The sequence below is a fragment of the Nocardia sp. NPDC049149 genome (assembly GCF_043197455.1).
Classification (GTDB): Bacteria; Actinomycetota; Actinomycetes; order Mycobacteriales; family Mycobacteriaceae; genus Nocardia.
In genome coordinates, this window is sequence record NZ_JBICTD010000010.1 from 345978 (window position 1) to 363961 (window position 17984).

Genomic DNA, 17984 nt, shown 5'->3' on the forward strand with positions numbered 1-17984 from the left:
GGGTTACGCGCCCATCGGGGGTTGCTGCTCGCCACCGGGGTCGGCAGCCAGCGGAGCCGGCGGGGTGGGTTAGCACAGAGGGTCTGGCTTTCACAGTGGCGCGACCGCTCCGGATTTCCACCGGTTTCCTCGTAACCCGCCGAGCCATGGGATGCTACCGCGCGGGCCGACACCCGCTCGTCACCGCGTCTGTCGCGTCGCCTACGTCAGGTCGACGTTCCCGTCGATGACCTTCAGGTGGTAGTGGAACCGGTTGACCCGCCACCCTTCCGGAGTCCGCACGGTGCCGAGGTCGTAGCTGCCGACGAACCGCCGCGTGTGCCCGTTGCTCGCCGAATTCTTGACATGCACCGCGATCGAATCGGCGTGCACGGTCGCCGCGTCCCCTTGCAGGTCGATCAGATGATTCCCCGACTGGTGATGAATCGCGTCCAGGTCGGCCAGCCCCTCCCGCCAACCCTCGACGACATCGACCGCGTTCCGTTCGCTGACCCCGTCACCGAACCCACCATCGAAATCCACCTTCGCGGTGAACACCTCGCCCACCAACTCGCTCCAACGCCGCTGATCGGTATACACAAACATCCGAGTAACCACCTCGATGATCGCGAGTCGGTCAGCCACAGAAGAGTTTTCAACCATAGCCCACCCTAACCACCCACCACCCCACCCGCGCACCCTCCAAGGCCCGCATCCCTCCCATCGTCCGCACCCCCTCCGGCGATCCGCACCCCCTCCAAGTGCACGCGGCCTTCCACGCCGCACCCCCTGCCAATGGCCCGCGGCCCTCTACGGATCGCACCCCTCCAAGTGCACGCGCTCCTCCCATGGATCGCCCCGACTCCGACAGTTCGCACCTCTTCTGCGGATCCGCATCCGTTCCGGACGCCCGCAGCCAGTGCGGATCGACAGAACGAGTGCGGATCTCAAGAACCGACAACTCGCCCCGGGAGGGCAAGCCGCCCTGGCCCAACGGAACCCGACCGAGGAGGCTTGCGGCGCGGCGGCACAGTGATGCCCTGACCGTGGATCCGCACCACTTCCGACAGTCCGCACCCCTCCGTGGATCGCATCCTTCCCAGGTCCGCCCCTTCCCAGGTCCGCGCCCTTCCAACGATCCGCACCACTTCTCTGGGTCCGCACCGGTTCCGGACGCCCGCAGCCAGTGCGGATCGACGGAACGAGTGCGGATCTCGACAACCGACAACTCGCCCCGGGAGGGCAAGCCGCCCTGGCCCAACCGAACCCGACCGAGGAGGCTTGCGGCGCGGCGGCACAGTGATGCCCTGACCGTGGATCCGCACCACTTCCGACAGTCCGCACCACTTCCGTGGATCCGCACCCGTTCCGGGCGCCCACAGCCAGTGCGAATCCACAGAACGAGTGCGGATCTCGAGAACCGACGACTCGCCCGGGTGGACTCGGCGCGGGGATTCGATGAGCGACGCATGGTCCAGGAGTTGAGTGCGTCGGCCGCCGGTTCGAGGGCGGCGGCTCGCTGGATGGTGGGTTGGGTTGGGTACGTAGGCTGAGGGTCTATGACTCGACGTGTTCCGGACTCCTGTCCCGGTGTGCTGCGGCTGCATCAGGCGGCCGATGGGCCGCTGGCGCGGATTCGGGTGCCTGGCGGACGGGTGGCGGCTGCGCAGTTGCAGGCGCTGGCGGAGGCGGCGCGGGATCTCGCGGACGGGAACATCGAGTTGACGTCGCGGGGGAATGTTCAGCTGCGGCAGGTTCGGGATGCGGGCGAGCTGACCGGGCGGCTCGAGGCGGCCGGGTTGTTGCCGAGCCACAGTCATGAGCGGGTGCGCAATATCGTTGCGTCGCCGCTGGCCGGTCGGATCGGCGGAGTGGCGGATGTGCACCCGCTCGTTCCGGCTCTCGACGCGGGTCTGGTGAGCGCACCACGGTTGGCCGAGTTGCCGGGGCGCGTGCTGTTCACCCTCGACGACGGACGCGGCGATGTCAGCGTGCTCGGCGGCGATATCGGCGTACATGCCACGGGCGCAGACGAATTCGCGCTGTTGCTCGCCGGGCAGGACACCGGGATCCGGATCTCGACCGCCGACGCGGTGGACATCATGCTCGCCGCCGCGCACGGTTTCCTCGATCTGCGCGGCGACGATCCCGGGCAGTGGCGGCTGCACGACATCACCGACGGCGCCGAGCGAGTCGCCGAACTCCTCGGCCTGACCCGCGGCGCAGATCGCCTGGAACTCGGTGCGGCCCACGATATTCCGATCGGCTGGCTGGATCAGGACAACGGACTGGTCAGCCTCGGCGCAGGCGTGCGCCTCGGCACGCTCCCCGCCCGCACCGCCGAATTCATCGCCGCCGCCGAACGCCCCGTCCTGATCACCCCCTGGCGCAGCCTGATCATCGCCGACCTGGACGAATGGACCGCCGAACAGGTCGTCCGAGTCCTCGCCCCGATGGGCCTCATCTTCGACGCCAACTCCCCCTGGCTCCAGGTCAGCGCCTGCGCAGGCCGCCCAGGCTGCGCAAAATCCCACACCGACGTCCGCGCCGACGCAGCGGCCGCCGTCGACTCCGGCCGCGTCCTCCCACCAAACCCGGATCCCCCTGCGCACCACAATGTCCCGGCGACCGGCACCGCCGAAACGAACACCCTCCCCCCGAACACGAATCCCTCAACACACCAAGAGGTTCCAACACCAACCACCGAATTGGGCAACACCCGCCCACCGGAACCGACCCCCCTTGCGCACCAACTTGTCCTCGTGACCGACGTAACCGTCGCAGGCCGCCAACACTGGTCCGGCTGCGACCGCCGCTGCGGCCGCCCCCGCGGTCAAGTCACCGACATCGTCGCCATCGACCCCACCAACTACCGCATCACCTAGACATCATCCTGCCGAGTGGGAACTGGTGGCGGCATCGCGCCCGAGATCGGTCCGCCACCAGTTCCCACTCTGTGTGGGATGGGTTGAGTCCTAGTGGATTTCCAGGGTGCAGCACTTCACGCTGCCGCCCGCTTTGAGCAGTTCGGACATGTCGATGCCGACCGGGTTGTAACCCCTGGCCCGCAGCTCCGCGTGGAGCGAGGTCGCCTTGTCGCTGAGGAAGACGTTGAAACCGTCGGAGACACCGTTCAATCCGAGCACTTCGGCGTCCGCGTCGGTCGCGACGATGGCGTTCGGGAACAGCTCGGTGAGCACCGCCTGGCTCGCCGCGCTGAAGGCGGGCGGGAAGTAGGCGATGGTGGCGGCGTCGAGCGGCAGCAGCACGGTGTCGAGGTGGTAGAAGCGCGGGTCGACCAGCTCGAGCGAGATCACCGGTCGGGAAAAGTGCTGTGCCACTTCCTCGTGCGCGGCCAGCGAGCTGCGGAAGCCCATGCCTGCCAGCATCCGGTCGCCGACCAGCAGGAAGTCGCCTTCGCCCTCGTTGAGTTCTTTGGCGTCGACGAGGCCGGCGAGGCCGTGCTGCGCGAACCACTGGTGGTAGGCGGGGCCCTCGGCGGCGCGCTCGGTGTGGGTGAATCGCGCCGACATCGCGCGATCACCGACGACGAGGCCGCCGTTCGCCGCGAACACCATGTCGGGCAGGCCTGGCACGCCGGGCACCACGTCGACCTTGTGTCCGTGTTCTTCATAGGTGGCGCGCAGGGTTTCCCACTGGTCGATGGCGAGGGACCGGTCGACCGGCTCGTCCGGGTTCATCCACGGGTTGATCGAATAGGTGACCTCGAAGTAGTCCGGACGGCACATCACGAACCGGCGCGGCAGCGGCTGCCGGGCGGCGGTTTCGGCGGTGAGGGTGGCTACAGACGTCAACGTGTCTCCCGGTAGGTCGGCGCGATCTTGCGGCTCACATGACGGTAATTCGCCTACTATTGCGCTAGAAACAACGATTCATTGCACATTTCAGCCCCAAAACAGCGAATCGTTGCGTGGCGAGCGATTGGATGTGACGTGGACGACATCGACCGGCGGATATTGGAACACCTGCTCAGACAGGCACGCGCCTCGTTCCAGGAGATCGGCAGCGCGGTCGGCCTGACCGCGCCCGCAGTGAAACGGCGCGTCGACAAGATGGTCGCGAGCAAACAGATCACCGGCTTCACCGCGCTGGTCAACCCCGCCGCGCTCGGCTGGAAGACCGAGGCGTACGTCGAGGTGTACTACCGCGACAACATCTCGCCCGCCGAACTGCGCCGCACCCTCGAGCCGATCCCGCAGGTCGTCGGCGTATGGACCATCGCGGGCGAGGCCGACGCCCTCGTGCACGTGATGGCCACGGACATGGCCGAGATCGAGGTGACCGTCGAGCGCATTCGGGAGAACGCCCGCGTCGGACGCACCCGCAGTTCGATCGTCATGTCCCGCATCCTCGAACGTCCCCGAACCTGATCGGTGCCGGGTTCGTTCGGCGATTCGTCGGCGACCCGCGCCGAACCGGCCGGAAGCACACCTCTTAGGGTGGACGCCATGTCCGACGTGCGCGCCAGCTACCTCACCGACGGGGCCGAGATCTATCGGCGCTCGTTCGCGATGATCCGTGCCGAGGCGGACCTGAGCGGCTTTCCGCCGGACGTGGCGCAGGTGGTGGTGCGGATGATCCACGGATGCGGTCAAGTGGATCTAGCCGGGGACATTGCCTTTTCGCCGGGGGTGGTCGCCGCGGCCCGTACCGCGCTTCGTGCCGGCGCGCCGATTCTGTGTGACGCGACCATGGTCGCGTCCGGGGTCACGCGCAAGCGGCTGCCCGCCGAGAACCCGGTGATCTGCACGCTCGCCGATCCCAGGGTGCCCGAACTTGCTGCGGCCATGGGCAATACGCGCTCGGCGGCGGCACTGGAGCTCTGGCGTGACCAGCTCGACGGCGCCGTCGTCGCCATCGGCAACGCGCCGACCGCATTGTTCCATCTCCTCGACATGCTCGACGCGGGCGCCGCACGCCCCGCCGCGATCCTCGGCATTCCGGTCGGCTTCATCGGCGCCGCCGAATCCAAGGACGCCCTCGCCGATTTCGGCGGCGTCGAGTTCCTCACCGTCCGCGGCAGGCGCGGCGGCAGTGCCATCACCGCCTCCGCCCTGAATGCGATTGCGAGCGAACAGGAATGACGGACGAGTCGGTGACAACGCCGGGCAAACTGTGGGGCGTCGGGCTCGGCCCCGGCGATCCCGAGCTGGTGACGGTGAAGGCGGCACGGGTGATCGCCGCGGCCGACGTCATCGCGTTCCACAGCGCGCGGCACGGGCGCAGCATCTCCAGAAGTATTGCAGCACCGTACATGCGGCCGGATCAGCGCGAGGAACACCTCGTCTATCCGGTGACCACCGAGACGACCGATCACCCCGGCGGATACCAGGGCGCCATCGACGAGTTCTACGAGCAGGCCGCGCAGCGGCTGGCCGCACATCTGGCGGCGGGCCGGTCGGTGGCGCTGCTCGCTGCGGGTGACCCGCTGTTCTACAGCTCCTATATGCACATGCATCGCAGGCTGGCCGACCGGTTCGACGCGGAGATCATCCCGGGCATCACGTCGGTGAGCGCCGCGTCGGCCGCGCTGGGCACCCCGCTGGTCGAGGGCGAGCAGGTGCTGACGGTCCTGCCGGGCACCATGCCCGTCGACGAGCTCACCCGCCGCCTGCGCGACACCGAAGCCGCCGCAATCATGAAACTCGGCCGCACCTATCCCGTTGTGCGCCAGGCTCTTTCGGACTCCGGGCGGCTCACCGACGCTTACTACGTCGAACGCGCAAGCAGCACTGGCCAGCGCATCCTGCGCGCAGCCGACGTCGACGAGGCTGACGTCCCCTACTTCTCCATCACCTTGGTCCCCGGCCCGACCCCCACCACTCCCCCGCGCGTGGACAGCGAACCCGTTGCGATACAGCAGACGTCGGCACAAGCTCCCGAACCCGCGATTGCCCGGCTAGGCACCACGGCTGTCTCCGCCCGCGAGTTCGACTCCACAACTACTGGTTCCACCCCACACCAGTCGGGTCAGGTCGTTGTCGTCGGGCTCGGTCCCGGTGCGGCCGAGTGGACGACCCGGGAGGTGCACGAAGCACTCACGGAGGCAACCGATCTCGTCGGCTACACGACCTACCTGAATCGGGTGCCGGTGCGCCCCGGCCAGCGCAGGCATGCCAGCGACAATCGGGTGGAGTCGGAGCGCGCCGCGATGGCGTTGGATCTGGCCAAGCGGGGCGCGCGGGTCGCGGTGGTGTCGTCGGGCGACCCCGGCGTGTTCGCGATGGCGGCGGCCGTGCTGGAGGAAGCCGCCGACCCGCAGTGGCGCGGGGTACCGGTGCGAGTGTTGCCTGGGCTCACCGCGGCGAACGCGGTGGCGAGCCGGGTCGGCGCCCCGCTCGGGCACGACTACGCGATGATCTCGCTGTCGGATCGGCTGAAGCCGTGGGAGGTTGTCGCCCAGCGTCTTTCGGCGGTCGCCGCCGCCGACATGGCGATCGCGATCTACAACCCCGCGTCGTCGCAGCGCACCTGGCAGGTCGGCGCCATGCGCGATCTGCTGCTCGAGCACCGCAAACCCGACACGCCCGTGGTGCTCGGCCGCGATGTCGGCGGCCCGACCGAGTCGGTGCGGGTGGTGCCGCTCGCCGAACTCGACCCGGCCGAGGTCGACATGCGCACCTTGCTGATCATCGGCGCGTCGACCACCGCGACGCTCGAAACCGACCAGGGCGTCCGCGTTTATACCTCGCGACGCTATGCGGGCATAGGCGACGTCACGTCGACCGGCGCGTAAGATCTGCTGACGCACTGACGATTGGAGGGACCTTGGCCGCGACACTGTCGGAGCTGACGCTGCGCGCCCGAGCCCTGGAGGCCCGCGCGAACGCCAGCGAACAGGCACTCGACGAGCAGGGTGACGTACTCGGCGAGCTCGCGGCTCTCACCAGAAGGGCGCTCGACGGCATCGACCGGATCGATGAGCGCACCGAGAAGATCGAGGAAGATCTCGTCGAAATCCGCCTCGGCCAGGCTCGGCTGGAGGAAGGCATGGCGCAGGTCCTTGCTCGGCTGGAACAGCTGGTCGGCGGCAAGTAGGTCTCGGCCGCGGAACCCGGCGCACGTTCGTATAACATTCCATTATGGAAGGTTGATAGCGAAGGGAGCAGTCGGTTGACGAACATCGCGACGACCCGCAAGCCGTTGAACTCCACGGCCGCGTCGCTGCTCGGATTTCTCCACGAAGGCCCGATGTCCGGCTGGGATCTGGTCGCCAAGGCGCAGGACCGCATCGGCGACTTCTGGACCATCACCCAAAGCCAGGTCTACCGGGAACTCAACGCCATGGACACCGCAGGCCTGGTCGAGAAGGGCCAGCCCGGCGCCCGCGAACGCACCCCGTATCTGATCACCGACGCGGGACGAGAAGCATTCCTGGAGTGGATCGTCCGCGATCCCGGCGGCGAAAACATCCGCTTCCCACTGCTGCTCACCCTCTCCTTCGGCGAACACCTCGACCCCGCGCACCTCGCCCGAATCATCGACGCCAACAAGGAGATCCACGAGACCAGGCTCGCCAAATACCTGGCCGACGACCCGACCGAGCTCCCGCCGTACGCCCGCGCCACGCTGGACTTCGGCATCGGCTACGAACGCGCCGTCCTCGACTGGTTCGACCGACTCCCCGGCCTGCTCGGTCGCTGACCCAAACCTGCAACTGACGTCGCCGACCGCGCGCCGGCGACTCACCATGCTCGGCCACCAACCCGACTCCGCAGCCCACCCCGGCGGGCCCACCACATCTGGCACCACCAACCGCGCGCAGACAACTCACATACTCGGCCTACGCGTCACTGGCCTCGCACCCGCGGCTGGCACTACCTGCCGCACGCACAGGCGACTTGCCGTGTTCGGCCTAACTCAGCCGCGGGTTTCCCGTTGCTCGCACAGCCACTTCCAGGCCTCCGCAACGGTTTCCACGACCGCGCTGCCCACCGGGAGCGCGGGCCGATCGATCATCACGACCGGCAGGCCAGCCGCGCGGGCCGCGGTCAGCTTGGCGTCGGTCTGATCGCCGCCGCTGTCCTTGGTGACGACGACATCGATGCGCCGGTCCGCCAGCAGCCCGGCTTCGTCTTCGACCGTGAAAGGCCCACGCGCCAGCAGCAGTTCGTGCTGCGGCGGCAACGGACCGTCCGGTGGATCGATGGCGCGAATCAGGAACCACGCGCCGGTGGTTGCGGCGAAAGCGCCGACACCTTGGCGACCAATCGTCAAGAACACGCGGTTACCCAGCTCTGCGGCGGTTTTCGCGGCAGCAGCGAGATCAGGCACCCGGAACCATCGATCGCCCGGCTGTGCCGACCACGACGGCCGCCGCAGGTGTACCAGCGGCAGCCGCAGATCCGCCACTGCCGAAGCGGCATTCGCGCTGATGATGCCCGCGAACGGATGGGTGGCGTCGACCACGGCGGCGATCCTGTTCACCGCCAACCATTCCCGCAGGCCGTCGACCCCACCGAAACCACCGACGCGGACCGCGCCGTCCGGCAGCATGGGGTCACGAACGCGTCCGGCGAGCGAGGAAACGATATCGAATCCTGGCTCGCCGGAAGCGATATGGGCGAGGTCTCGGGCTTCCCGAGTGCCGCCCAGAATCAGGGTTTTCAGGGTTGACCGCTGAAGTAGGCGATGCCCGCGTTCAGCAGCGACGGCCCGCCCGCGACGGCGAGGCCGATGAGCGCGCCGAGCACGACACCGGGGATGAGCCCGACACCGAAGAACAGCAGACCGACCGCGGCGCCGATCAGGCCGCCGACCAATGCGCCGAGCGACGCGCGCTGCAGCTCGGCGAAGAACCAGTCCTGCGCGCCGATGAACTCGGCGGCGGCAGGCGCATTCGCGGCGGGTGCGACCTGCGGGGTCAGCGTCAGCTGCTTGGCGTCATCGGCGATGACCGCGGCGAGCTGCACCGACTGGCCCTTGGCCGTGGCGGTGAGTGGAATGGTGGTGACGGTCTCGCCTGCGACGTTCTTCAGCGTGACCGACTGCTTGTCGGCGTCCACGCTGAACGCGCCGCCAATGACGCTGGTGACCAGAGACTTGCCCGCATCGGCGATGTTCAACGCATAGTCGACGCCGTGGTCCTGTCCCTTGACGGTGGTCACCGCCGAGGCCTGGTCCTGCGCCGCGGGCGGCACCGGCGCGGGCCCGGCGTAGGCAGTGCCAGCGGTGACGCCGGTGGCGGCGACGGCCAAAAGTGCAGTAGCGGCGAACTTCTTGTACTTCATCTATCTCCCCAACAGGAACCGGAAATCCGATCATGACCGGATCTGGGCCCCGACCCTACCCGCCGCCAGGCACCGGTTTCAGCCGTGGGACTCATTTTGCGACCCAGCTTTGTGCATTTTCACTACGGACCATTGCGTAACCGGCAGTTGTGGGCGCCACGTCGTGAATGATCCCAGTGGCTCGGCGCGGTAGATCTGAAACTTCCGCAATGTGCCGCCGTGGGTGGAAGCCAAGTGCAGCAGCAAAGATTCGGATTCCGCGGTCACGGCGTTCACGACCAGCCTGCCGCCGAGGCGCAGCTTGGACCAGCAAGCTTCGAACAAGCCGTCGGCGGTGAGGCCGCCGCCCACGAAAATCGCGTCCGGTGGCGCGGATTCGGCTCCGCTGAGCTCGGCGAGCACCTCGCCGCGCACGACAATGTTCGGGACACCGAGCGTCGCAGCGTTTTCGGCGATCTGCTGGCGGCGGTGTTCCAGCCGCTCGAAAGTGACCGCGCGGCAACCGGCATGAGTGCGGCACCATTCGATCGCGATGCTGCCCGATCCGCCGCCGATGTCCCACAACAGCTCTCCCGGTGCGGGCGCGAGGGCGGCGAGCGTCAAAGCGCGCACCTCGTTCTTGGTGAGCTGGCCATCGCCGCCGAACAGTTCGTCCGGCAGACCTGGCACGCGCGTCGCGCGGAGCTGCCCTGGCGTAGCGACACATTCGATCGCCACGATGTTCAACGGGTCGCCCGCAGACCGCTGCCACTGCTTCGCGATGCCCGCGTCGACGCGCTCGGCCGGACCGCCGAGCTGCTCGAGCACCGTCACCGTGGAATCGCCGAACCCGTTGCTCACCAACAACTCCACCAGCTGACCAGGTGTCCGCTCGTCCGCGCTGAGCACCAGCACCTTTCGCCCGTCGATCAACTCGGGGAGCACCGTCGCCAACGCCCGCCCCACCACGCTGACCACGGGCGTTTCCGCCAGTCCCCAACCGAGCCGTGCACACGCCAGCGATGCCGACGACGGTTGCGGCAACACCCGTAGCGCGTCCGCGCCCAGCAGCCGCGCCAGCGTGACACCGATTCCGTAGAACATCGGGTCACCGCTGGCCAGCACGCAAATCCGCGCGCCCGCATGCCGTTCGAACAGTTCGGGGAGGGCGGGCAGCAGCGGTGACGGCCACGCCGCCTGCTCCCCTGCCGCATCCGCCGACACCAGCGCGAGCTGTCGCGCCGATCCGAAAATCACCTCAGCCGTCGCAACCGCCTCGCGTGCCGCCTGCCCGAGCCCTGCCCAGCCGTCGGCCCCGATACCCACCACGGAAACCGGTGGGCCGGAATGCGTTCCGGTCACCGGGGCATCCGACGCCAGATCGCTCGAGGCGTCAGGCACATGCCGAAGAAGACCAGACGCAGGATGCCGGGCACGACAACGACTTCCGCGCGCTTGTCCAAACCCTTGACGACAGCGGCCGCCACCTGCCCCGGGGTGCTGGAAAAGGGTGCAGGGTCCATGCCCTCGGTCATCTTGCCGATCACAAAGCCGGAACGGACGAGCAGAAGGTGAACACCGCTGCCGTGCAACGCATCCTTGAGCCCGCTGGCGAAGCCGTCGAGACCTGCCTTCGCTGAGCCGTACACATAGTTCGCACGGCGAACCCGGACGCCCGCTATCGAACTGAACACCACGAGCTGCCCGGCGCCCTGGGCACGAAACATATTCGCGAGCGTGGTGAGCACGCTGATCTGCGCGACATAGTCGGTATGCACCACCGCCATCGCGTGCGCCGGATCCTGTTCCGCACGAGCCTGATCCCCGAGAATCCCGAACGCGAGCACCGCGACCCCGATCGGCCCGTGCTCACTCGCGATCTTCTCCAGCAACGCCGGATGTCCGGCCGTTTCATCGGCATCGAACTCGACAGCATGCACGGCAGTAGCCCCCGCCGCCACGATCAGCGCACTCTCCTGCGCCAACTCCCCACTGCGCCGCGCCGCGAGGATCACCACCCGGCCCGGCGCCAACCGCCGCGCCACCTCGAGCCCGATCTCGCTGCGCCCGCCGAGCAGCAGCACCGCTCCCTCGGCAATCCCTCGCAATCCCATGCCCCCAGTCTGTCAGCCCGGTGCCCAGCGCTACGGTCTGGGGATGCCGACCAAGACTGTCGATCTTTCCGCCGCCGCGCTCGAGTTCGTCACCGAGCGGCACCTGGCGACATTGACCACGGTGCGGGCCGACGGGACGCCGCATGTGGTCGCGGTGGGGTTCACCTGGGATCCCGAGGCGCGGATCGCGCGGATCATCACCGACGGCGGATCGGCGAAGGTGCGCAACGTCCGGCGCGGCGGGTACGCGGCTGTCAGCCAGGTGGCCGGGCCTCGATGGATCACGCTCGAAGGCACCGCGACGGTGCTCGACGAGCCCGAGGACGTCGTCGAGGCGGAGCGTCGATACGCGGGCCGCTACCGAGTCCCCCGCGAGAACCCCACCCGAGTGGTCATCGCCATCGCCGTCCAGCGCGTGCTCTCCAGCCGCACCCTCGCCGCACCGACGGAGACTGCTCCGCAGGAGTAGGCCGAGCACGTCGTAGCCGGACGGACTCTCCCCCGAGGTTTCGCCGTCCAAAGCACCGCTGAGCTAGGCACGGGTAGGCCCGTGGCGCTCGAGTTCGCGCATGCTCCGGTTGCGTGTGGCGGTTTCGGAGTTCGCCCGCACTCCGGTTGTCCCGGAATGCGTGCGAACCCGAAACGTATTGCAGCTGGCCGGGTTACAGGACCGTCAGACCATGCGGCCGCTGGTTCATCGATTCGCAGCCGTCCGCGGTGACGACGACGATGTCTTCGATCCGCGCGCCCCAGTTGCCGCGGAAGTAGATGCCGGGCTCGATGCTGAAGGCCATCCCTTCCTGCAGGACAAGGTCGTTGCCTTCGACGATGTAGGGCTCCTCGTGCACCGACAGCCCGATACCGTGGCCGGTGCGATGCACGAACGCTTCGCCTAAACCGGCCTCCTTCAACAGGTTTCGGGCAGCGGCATCCACCGATTCCGCGGTGACACCCGGTCGCGCCGCGGCGACAGCGGCAGCCTGGGCCTGTTCGAGGACCGCAAACTGGGCGGCGACCTTCGGGTCCGGCTCGCCGAGCGCGTAGGTGCGGGTCGAGTCCGAGTAGTAGCCGGGCTGCACCGGGCCGCCGATATCGATGACGACCACGTCGCCTGCTTCGATGCGCCGCTCGGAATCGTGGTGGTGCGGGTCGGCGCCGTGCGGTCCGCTGCCGACGATGACGAACGCGGCCTCGAGGTGGCCCTCCTCGACGATGGCCGCGGCAATATCGGCGCCGACCTCGGCTTCGGTCCGGCCGACCTGCAGGAACTCACCCATCCGCGCATGCACCCGATCGATGGCCGCGCCCGCCCGGCGCAGCGCGTCGATCTCGGCGGCATCCTTGATCATGCGCATCTCGCGCAGCACCGGAGTGGCGGAGACCGGCAGGCCACCGAACGCGTTGGCCAGCGGGATCAGATGCAGGGCAGGCATGGCGTCGGCGACCGCCACCCGCGAGCCTGCGTGCAGCGCGGACTTCACGATGCCGTACGGGTCGGTGCCGTCGACCCAGTCCAGCACCTGCAAGCCGAGCTCACCCGCCGCGGAGCCGGCGAGCGAAGCCAGCTCGAGCTTGGGAATGACAACAGACGGGGTTGCGCCGTCGGCGGGGATCACCAGGCAGGTCAACCGTTCGAACGATTCGGCGGCGGATCCGATCAGATACCGCAGATCCGGGCCGGGAGTGATCAGCAAGGCGTCCAGATGAGCGGCCCGCATCAGCTCCACCGCCCGTTCCAAACGCCCACCGTAAACATCCGCCGCGAACCTGGAATCCGTATGCGAGCTCATTCATCCGACGTTACCTGCCGCACCCGCCGCCACGAACTCGAACTCCTGGCAGTCGGTCTGTAATCCGAGACTTGTCGGGCGCGGGAGGTAGCCTCAGCGCGTGACCTCAAACGCCGGTGGACCGCTGCTGCTCCTGGATGGGGCGAGCCTGTGGTTCCGCGCCTTTCACGCGATTCCCGAGAAGATCACCGCGCCCGACGGCCGGTCGGTGAATGCGCTGCGCGGGTTCACCGACATGGTCGCGTCGCTCATCACCAAGCACGCGCCGAGCAGGCTCGTGGTGTGCCTCGACCTGAACTGGCGACCGACGTTCCGGGTCGACCTGGTGCCGTCCTACAAGGCGCATCGGCTCGACACGTCGGCGGACGCGGGACCCGGTGCCGAAGTGGTGCCGGACACACTGACCCCGCAGGTCGACATGATCCTCGAGGTGCTGGCGGCGGCAGGCATCGCCACCGGCGGCGCGGACGGGCTCGAAGCCGACGACGTGCTCGGCACCCTCGCCACCCGGGAACGCACCGACGAGGTCGTGGTGGTCAGCGGCGACCGCGACCTGCTCCAACTCGTCCGCGACACGCCTGCCCCGCCCGTGCGGGTGCTCTACGCCGGACGCGGACTGGCCAAAGCCGAACTGTTCGGCCCCGCCGAGGTTTCCGTCAAATACGGTGTGCCGCAAGAGAACGCGGGTCGCGCCTACGCCGACCTCGCCACCCTGCGCGGCGACGCCTCGGACGGCCTACCCGGCGTCGCAGGCATCGGTGAAAAATCCGCGTCCCTGCTGATCTCCCGCTTCGGTTCGCTAGAGGCGCTGGTCGCCGCCGTCGACGACCCCGAAGCCGACCTCGCCCAAGGCATTCGTGCCAAACTCCGTGCCGCAGAAGCCTATTTGAAGGCGGCCGCCCCGGTAGTCCGCGTCGTCTGCGACGCCGACGTCCACCTTTCGCGCCCCGACACCCTCCCAACCACCCCCGCCGACCCCACCCGCCTCCGCGCCCTCGCCACCGCGTACAACGCCGAAAGCCCCATCACCCGCCTCACCACCGCCCTCAACACCCGCACCGCCTGATCCCAGTCTTCCGATCCGCCTCAGGCCGAACGGTGGACGCAGGGCAAGGTGGACGCAGGGCGTAGCGAGCCGAACGGTGGACTGGCGGGGCGGACGGCGGACTGGCGGAGCCGACGGCACACCGAGCAACCCGAACAGCAGACTGCCGAAGCCAACGGCACACCGAGCAACCCGAACAGCAGACTGCCGAAGCCAACGGCACACCGAACGCCGGACCGGCCGAGCGGACGGCTGACCGGGCAGCCGAACGCTGGACCGGGGCGAGCCAGACGGCGAACACCGAGTCGGCACGCCAAACGCCATGCAGGACAATCCGAACTCCAGACTGGCACCCCGAATCGCCGAACACGCACTCCGAACGGTGGACGGCGCAGCGGGGGCGGACGTAGGCGGACGGCGCAGCGGCGAGCGGCAGCTGGGCATCGTTGAACCAGGCAAGACAGGCCGAACGCGGGCATGGCCTGCCGAACCGAGAGCGGATCGCACGACGGGCCTGCTCACGCGGTCAGGCCGAGTGGGACATCACCGAGCCGATTCCGGCGTGTCACCTCGACCGTGTCCCGTTCACGAACCATGACCGGCGCGAACGGGACCCCGCTGAGGAATCCCCTGATCTCGATGGCTAACCAGCTGTCCAACAACAACATCCGACACTTTCAGCGGATCTACGATCGAAATCCGCCCCTATCCTCTGGATCCACACCGCTTCCGAAGTTGGTCGGTTGATCACGAGGCACTGGTGGCGGCATCGCCCGAGAAGCCCCCGCCACCAGTGCCCACTCGGCGCGAAACCACCCCCTGGCGATCCCACAAACCGGGATCGCTGGTGTTCCTGAGATCGGCGACCTGGGTTAGCACTGCACTAACCCCGAAATCCGCACCTCCCCTGGGGATCCGCACCCGTGATGGGCATCCAGAAGTGGGTCTGCCCCGGGTTCCGAAGTTGGTCGGTTGATCACGAGGCACTGGTGGCGGCATCGCCCGAGAAGCCCCCGCCACCAGTGCCCTCTCGACCAGAAACCAGCCCCGCGATCCCACATACCGGGATCGCGGGCAACTTCGAGAGCGCATCTGAGGACTCGGTAGCTGGCTGGCGTGTGATGCCTGATATGCAGAGGGACTACCGGTACGAGTTAGGTTCCACAGCAGGTCGTCGTGATCCGAGAGTCCCTGTGTCAGGTCGCTTATCTGCTCGTGTTCGTCGTGCTCGGCTCACAGCGAGTCGCTGAAGCGCTCATTTACCCGGCCTTGTCGCATCAAGTGGACCAACCACCCAAGTTCCCACCGGGCTCTCTGGAATACCAAGAGTCCGTTGAATTCACCAGTGCCCACACTGGGATCGGCGGCTAGCGCTGAGGCGCGATGCGTGGGCTCCGGGACTTTCACAACGCCCACCAGCAGAACAATCGCAGACCCGTTGATCGGGCACGACCGGCCAACCCCGACAACAGAAGCAGCACCTCGAGCGCAGTGTCGGCCGTTATTCCCCACTCTCGCAACTCTTCGATATCCGCCCACACCCCGGCGGCTCCCGCAAGCAAAGAATGCTCGGCCGATGCCAACGCCTCCTGCAAGGTGTCCGACACGCTGACGACGAAGGCGCCCTCGGCCTCCGGAGACGAAAGCAACTGCCCCGCGCGCGGCCGCTCCGATGCCTCGTCATAGCTGCAGCCGGTCAAGATCGCTTCGAGCTGAACCATCGCGATGACCGGATCGATCCCCTTCAGCGACACCACATCGAACATCGAGGACTCCGGCCCGCCGGGCTCATCGAGGACGCGGACGGCCGTGTCGTCATCGGCGGCCGAGAAGTAGTCACACATCACCATGCCCTGATCCTCGCATCCAGAACCGGCAAGGCCACAGCACTCGACTCCCCATGGGCGCAAAGTCTTTCGGCTCTACCTCTGCTGCGCGTGCAGGTTGGTGGGCCGCCGGCATTCGACCGCCCACCCTTCGGCATCCGGGATGCGTACTGAATTGTCGGTGGCGGGTGGGAGACTCAGCGACTATGGGCGAAATCGTTCAGCTTCGTGATGTTGAACTGGCAGATCTGGACTTGTTTTTCGAGTAGGAGCAGGATCCGGAGGCGCTTCGGCGGTCGCGTTTTGCGGCGCGCGATCGGGAGTCCTTCATTGCGCACTGGAAGAACACCATTCTCGGTGATCCCGCTGTCCTGGTTCGCACGGTCATGGTGGACGGGGAGGCCGCAGGCAATCTGGTGTCTTGGTGGAAAGGTGATCGACGGTATCTCGGTTACTGGTTCGGCCGAAAGTATTGGGGCCGTGGCGTTGCGACCGAGGCGCTGGCGCTGTACTTGGGCGTTGAGACCACGCGCCCACTGTGGGCTGACCCGTTCGCAGGCAATGCCGGTTCCGTAAAGCTGTTGGAGAAGCACGGTTTTCGCCGAACCGGCTCGGACTGGGACGGCGAAGACGAGTACATCGTGCTGGTGCTCGACAAGCAGAACTGAACGCTCGCTCGGCATTCCCTTTCACCACGACAACACCGGCGTCGACACACAGTTCCACACCGCTGCCGACAACGCGCTCCTCGCAACGGATTTCGCACACTGACAAGAAGCAGGATCGGCACACAGCACGAAGACTCCTGCACCCAGTCGAACCATTTCGGGCCGACCGGATATGCACGCCGACCACGCGGGCTGGGGCGCACCAACCCGGTTGGGCGCGCCCAACGCGCCGGGTCAAGCCGGGTATGCGCCAGCGATACGGGCCAACCGGATTTCGCGCGCGCACCGACGCAGCACACGGAGCGAAAACTCCTGGTACCCGGTCGAACCACGACGGACCGACCGGGTATACCTGGGGCAAGGGCTAGTTCGGGCGACCGACCTCGTAGGTACCGTCGTCCTTGGTGATTTTGATGCTCACCTTCTTGGCTTCGCCGCTGACCTTCAGGTTGCAGTCGAAGGTGGCGTCTACCTTGACTTCTTGGCCCGACGGGCAGGAGACGTCGCTGACGTCCTGAATACCGTAGGAGTCGGTGAGCACCTTCTTGACGCCGTCCTGAACGGCGGACTGATCCAGCTTGTCCTTGGCGGTCAGCACCAGCACCAGCGCGACGATCGCGCCGATAACCACGACACCGAGCACGATCAGGCCGACGAGCAGGCCTTTTCCTTTACCGCCCGACGGCTGAGCGGGCTGCTGACCACTCCACTGCGGCTGCTGACCCCATTGCGGCTGCTGACCCTGCTGCCAGTCCTGCGGCTGCTGACCCCACTGCGGCTGCTGACCCGACTGACCCGGCGGCTGCCACTGGGTATTCGGCTGCTGCCCCCATGACGGCTGGGCGGGCTGCTGTCCCCACTGCTGTTGCGGCTGCTGCTGGTCGCCCCAGTGCTGGGTCGGCTGCGCCGACGCAGGCGTCTGCGGTTGACCCCACTGCTGACCACCGGGTGTCTGCTGTCCACCCCACTGCTGGGTGGGATCGTTGCGCCCCTCCCCGGGTTCGTTGGGTCCAAACGGGCCGCTCATCTGGTTGCCTCCACTCGCATTCGTTGTACATACGGTAGCCCCCCGCGTGGGACTCGTCGCGCACATACCATCGCCTTGCCTCCGCTCGGTTCCAGCATGCCCACAACACGGTGTATCGCTACTTCGCTCAGTTGTGTTGATTGTTCGCGATTCCTCGCCACGGTCGGTACGCGAAAGAAATCAAATCACAATCGAATCCGCAACGCGTACGGTTGCGTCCAATAGCGTGGTGTAGCAGCTGTCGCTCGGCCGATGAGGTCGAATCTCGGACGTGAGGGTGGCCATCGCGTGATCCTTCAAGAGAC

General features: G+C 67.4%; 18 protein-coding genes and 1 pseudogene. 9 read left to right on the forward strand and 10 right to left on the reverse strand.

Translation table 11 applies throughout. The features are described from left to right. Positions 1 to 201 precede the first annotated feature (201 nt). Positions 202 to 642 carry a nuclear transport factor 2 family protein gene (locus ACGFNJ_RS35070; RefSeq protein ID WP_393458410.1) on the reverse strand — a complete coding sequence of 147 codons (441 nt, stop codon included), beginning with the start codon at positions 640 to 642 and terminating at the stop codon, positions 202 to 204. An 896-nt stretch (positions 643 to 1538) separates the two neighbouring features. Here ACGFNJ_RS35070 and ACGFNJ_RS35075 point away from each other — a divergent pair. Beyond that, positions 1539 to 2864: a precorrin-3B synthase gene (locus tag ACGFNJ_RS35075; RefSeq protein WP_393458413.1), complete on the forward strand. Its 1326-nt coding sequence runs from the start codon at positions 1539 to 1541 to the stop codon at positions 2862 to 2864. Between the two features lie 90 nt (positions 2865 to 2954). Here ACGFNJ_RS35075 and ddaH read toward each other — a convergent pair whose 3' ends face one another. Beyond that, the gene (ddaH, locus tag ACGFNJ_RS35080) at positions 2955 to 3794 is read right to left on the reverse strand and encodes a dimethylargininase (RefSeq protein ID WP_393458416.1); all 840 of its coding nucleotides are present in this window, start codon (positions 3792 to 3794) and stop codon (positions 2955 to 2957) included. Between the two features lie 138 nt (positions 3795 to 3932). On the opposite strand from ddaH, the gene ACGFNJ_RS35085 reads away from it, so the two are divergent. The 5 genes from ACGFNJ_RS35085 (at position 3933) to ACGFNJ_RS35105 (ending at position 7644) form a co-directional block, all read left to right on the forward strand. Continuing rightward, the gene (locus tag ACGFNJ_RS35085) at positions 3933 to 4370 is read left to right on the forward strand and encodes an Lrp/AsnC family transcriptional regulator (RefSeq protein WP_393458419.1); all 438 of its coding nucleotides are present in this window, start codon (positions 3933 to 3935) and stop codon (positions 4368 to 4370) included. Positions 4371 to 4448: 78 nt separating this feature from the next. Then, positions 4449 to 5084: a precorrin-8X methylmutase gene (locus ACGFNJ_RS35090; RefSeq protein WP_393458422.1), complete on the forward strand. Its 636-nt coding sequence runs from the start codon at positions 4449 to 4451 to the stop codon at positions 5082 to 5084. Then, complete coding sequence (locus tag ACGFNJ_RS35095; RefSeq protein ID WP_393458425.1) at positions 5081 to 6736, forward strand: precorrin-2 C(20)-methyltransferase; 1656 nt, start codon at positions 5081 to 5083, stop codon at positions 6734 to 6736. Before ACGFNJ_RS35090 ends, ACGFNJ_RS35095 begins: the two co-directional genes overlap by 4 nt. Before the next feature lie 32 nt (positions 6737 to 6768). Next, positions 6769 to 7038 carry a hypothetical protein gene (locus ACGFNJ_RS35100; protein ID WP_393458428.1) on the forward strand — a complete coding sequence of 90 codons (270 nt, stop codon included), beginning with the start codon at positions 6769 to 6771 and terminating at the stop codon, positions 7036 to 7038. Between the two features lie 75 nt (positions 7039 to 7113). After that, positions 7114 to 7644, forward strand: a complete 531-nt coding sequence (locus tag ACGFNJ_RS35105) for a PadR family transcriptional regulator (RefSeq protein WP_393458431.1) — start codon at positions 7114 to 7116, stop codon at positions 7642 to 7644. A gap of 216 nt (positions 7645 to 7860) precedes the next feature. Here ACGFNJ_RS35105 and ACGFNJ_RS35110 read toward each other — a convergent pair whose 3' ends face one another. The 4 genes from ACGFNJ_RS35110 to ACGFNJ_RS35125 all read right to left on the reverse strand — a co-directional run bounded on the left by ACGFNJ_RS35110 (position 7861) and on the right by ACGFNJ_RS35125 (position 11323). Further along, positions 7861 to 8610: a cobalt-precorrin-6A reductase gene (locus tag ACGFNJ_RS35110; protein ID WP_393458501.1), complete on the reverse strand. Its 750-nt coding sequence runs from the start codon at positions 8608 to 8610 to the stop codon at positions 7861 to 7863. Next, the gene (locus ACGFNJ_RS35115; RefSeq protein ID WP_393458434.1) at positions 8607 to 9230 is read right to left on the reverse strand and encodes a hypothetical protein; all 624 of its coding nucleotides are present in this window, start codon (positions 9228 to 9230) and stop codon (positions 8607 to 8609) included. The genes ACGFNJ_RS35110 and ACGFNJ_RS35115 overlap by 4 nt, the downstream gene beginning before the upstream one ends. A 78-nt stretch (positions 9231 to 9308) precedes the next feature. Further along, positions 9309 to 10571, reverse strand: coding sequence for a precorrin-6y C5,15-methyltransferase (decarboxylating) subunit CbiE (cbiE, locus tag ACGFNJ_RS35120; protein ID WP_393458437.1), 1263 nt, complete (start codon positions 10569 to 10571; stop codon positions 9309 to 9311). Continuing rightward, complete coding sequence (locus ACGFNJ_RS35125) at positions 10568 to 11323, reverse strand: SDR family NAD(P)-dependent oxidoreductase (protein WP_393458440.1); 756 nt, start codon at positions 11321 to 11323, stop codon at positions 10568 to 10570. The genes cbiE and ACGFNJ_RS35125 overlap by 4 nt, the downstream gene beginning before the upstream one ends. Before the next feature lie 43 nt (positions 11324 to 11366). Here ACGFNJ_RS35125 and ACGFNJ_RS35130 point away from each other — a divergent pair, with 43 nt between their 5' ends. Beyond that, positions 11367 to 11792, forward strand: a complete 426-nt coding sequence (locus ACGFNJ_RS35130) for a PPOX class F420-dependent oxidoreductase (RefSeq protein ID WP_393458443.1) — start codon at positions 11367 to 11369, stop codon at positions 11790 to 11792. Positions 11793 to 11985: 193 nt separating this feature from the next. On the opposite strand, the gene ACGFNJ_RS35135 is transcribed toward ACGFNJ_RS35130, so the two are convergent. Next, entirely contained in the window at positions 11986 to 13113 is a 1128-nt protein-coding gene (locus ACGFNJ_RS35135; protein ID WP_393458446.1) for a M24 family metallopeptidase, read from the reverse strand. 100 nt (positions 13114 to 13213) lie between these two features. Between ACGFNJ_RS35135 and ACGFNJ_RS35140 the strand changes: the two genes are divergently transcribed. Then, on the forward strand, positions 13214 to 14179 hold the full coding sequence (locus ACGFNJ_RS35140; protein WP_393458449.1) for a 5'-3' exonuclease H3TH domain-containing protein: 966 nt from the start codon (positions 13214 to 13216) through the stop codon (positions 14177 to 14179). Positions 14180 to 14676: 497 nt separating this feature from the next. Here ACGFNJ_RS35140 and ACGFNJ_RS35145 read toward each other — a convergent pair whose 3' ends face one another. Together ACGFNJ_RS35145 and ACGFNJ_RS35150 are read right to left on the reverse strand one after the other, a co-directional pair. Continuing rightward, complete coding sequence (locus tag ACGFNJ_RS35145) at positions 14677 to 14826, reverse strand: hypothetical protein (RefSeq protein WP_393458452.1); 150 nt, start codon at positions 14824 to 14826, stop codon at positions 14677 to 14679. Between the two features lie 735 nt (positions 14827 to 15561). Next, positions 15562 to 16008 carry a hypothetical protein gene (locus ACGFNJ_RS35150; RefSeq protein WP_393458455.1) on the reverse strand — a complete coding sequence of 149 codons (447 nt, stop codon included), beginning with the start codon at positions 16006 to 16008 and terminating at the stop codon, positions 15562 to 15564. Positions 16009 to 16295: 287 nt separating this feature from the next. On the opposite strand from ACGFNJ_RS35150, the pseudogene ACGFNJ_RS35155 reads away from it, so the two are divergent. Continuing rightward, positions 16296 to 16652, forward strand: a pseudogene (locus ACGFNJ_RS35155) (GNAT family N-acetyltransferase); the annotation flags it as partial. Between the two features lie 364 nt (positions 16653 to 17016). Here ACGFNJ_RS35155 and ACGFNJ_RS35160 read toward each other — a convergent pair. After that, positions 17017 to 17679 carry a DUF4333 domain-containing protein gene (locus ACGFNJ_RS35160; RefSeq protein WP_393458458.1) on the reverse strand — a complete coding sequence of 221 codons (663 nt, stop codon included), beginning with the start codon at positions 17677 to 17679 and terminating at the stop codon, positions 17017 to 17019. Positions 17680 to 17984: the final 305 nt, after the last annotated feature.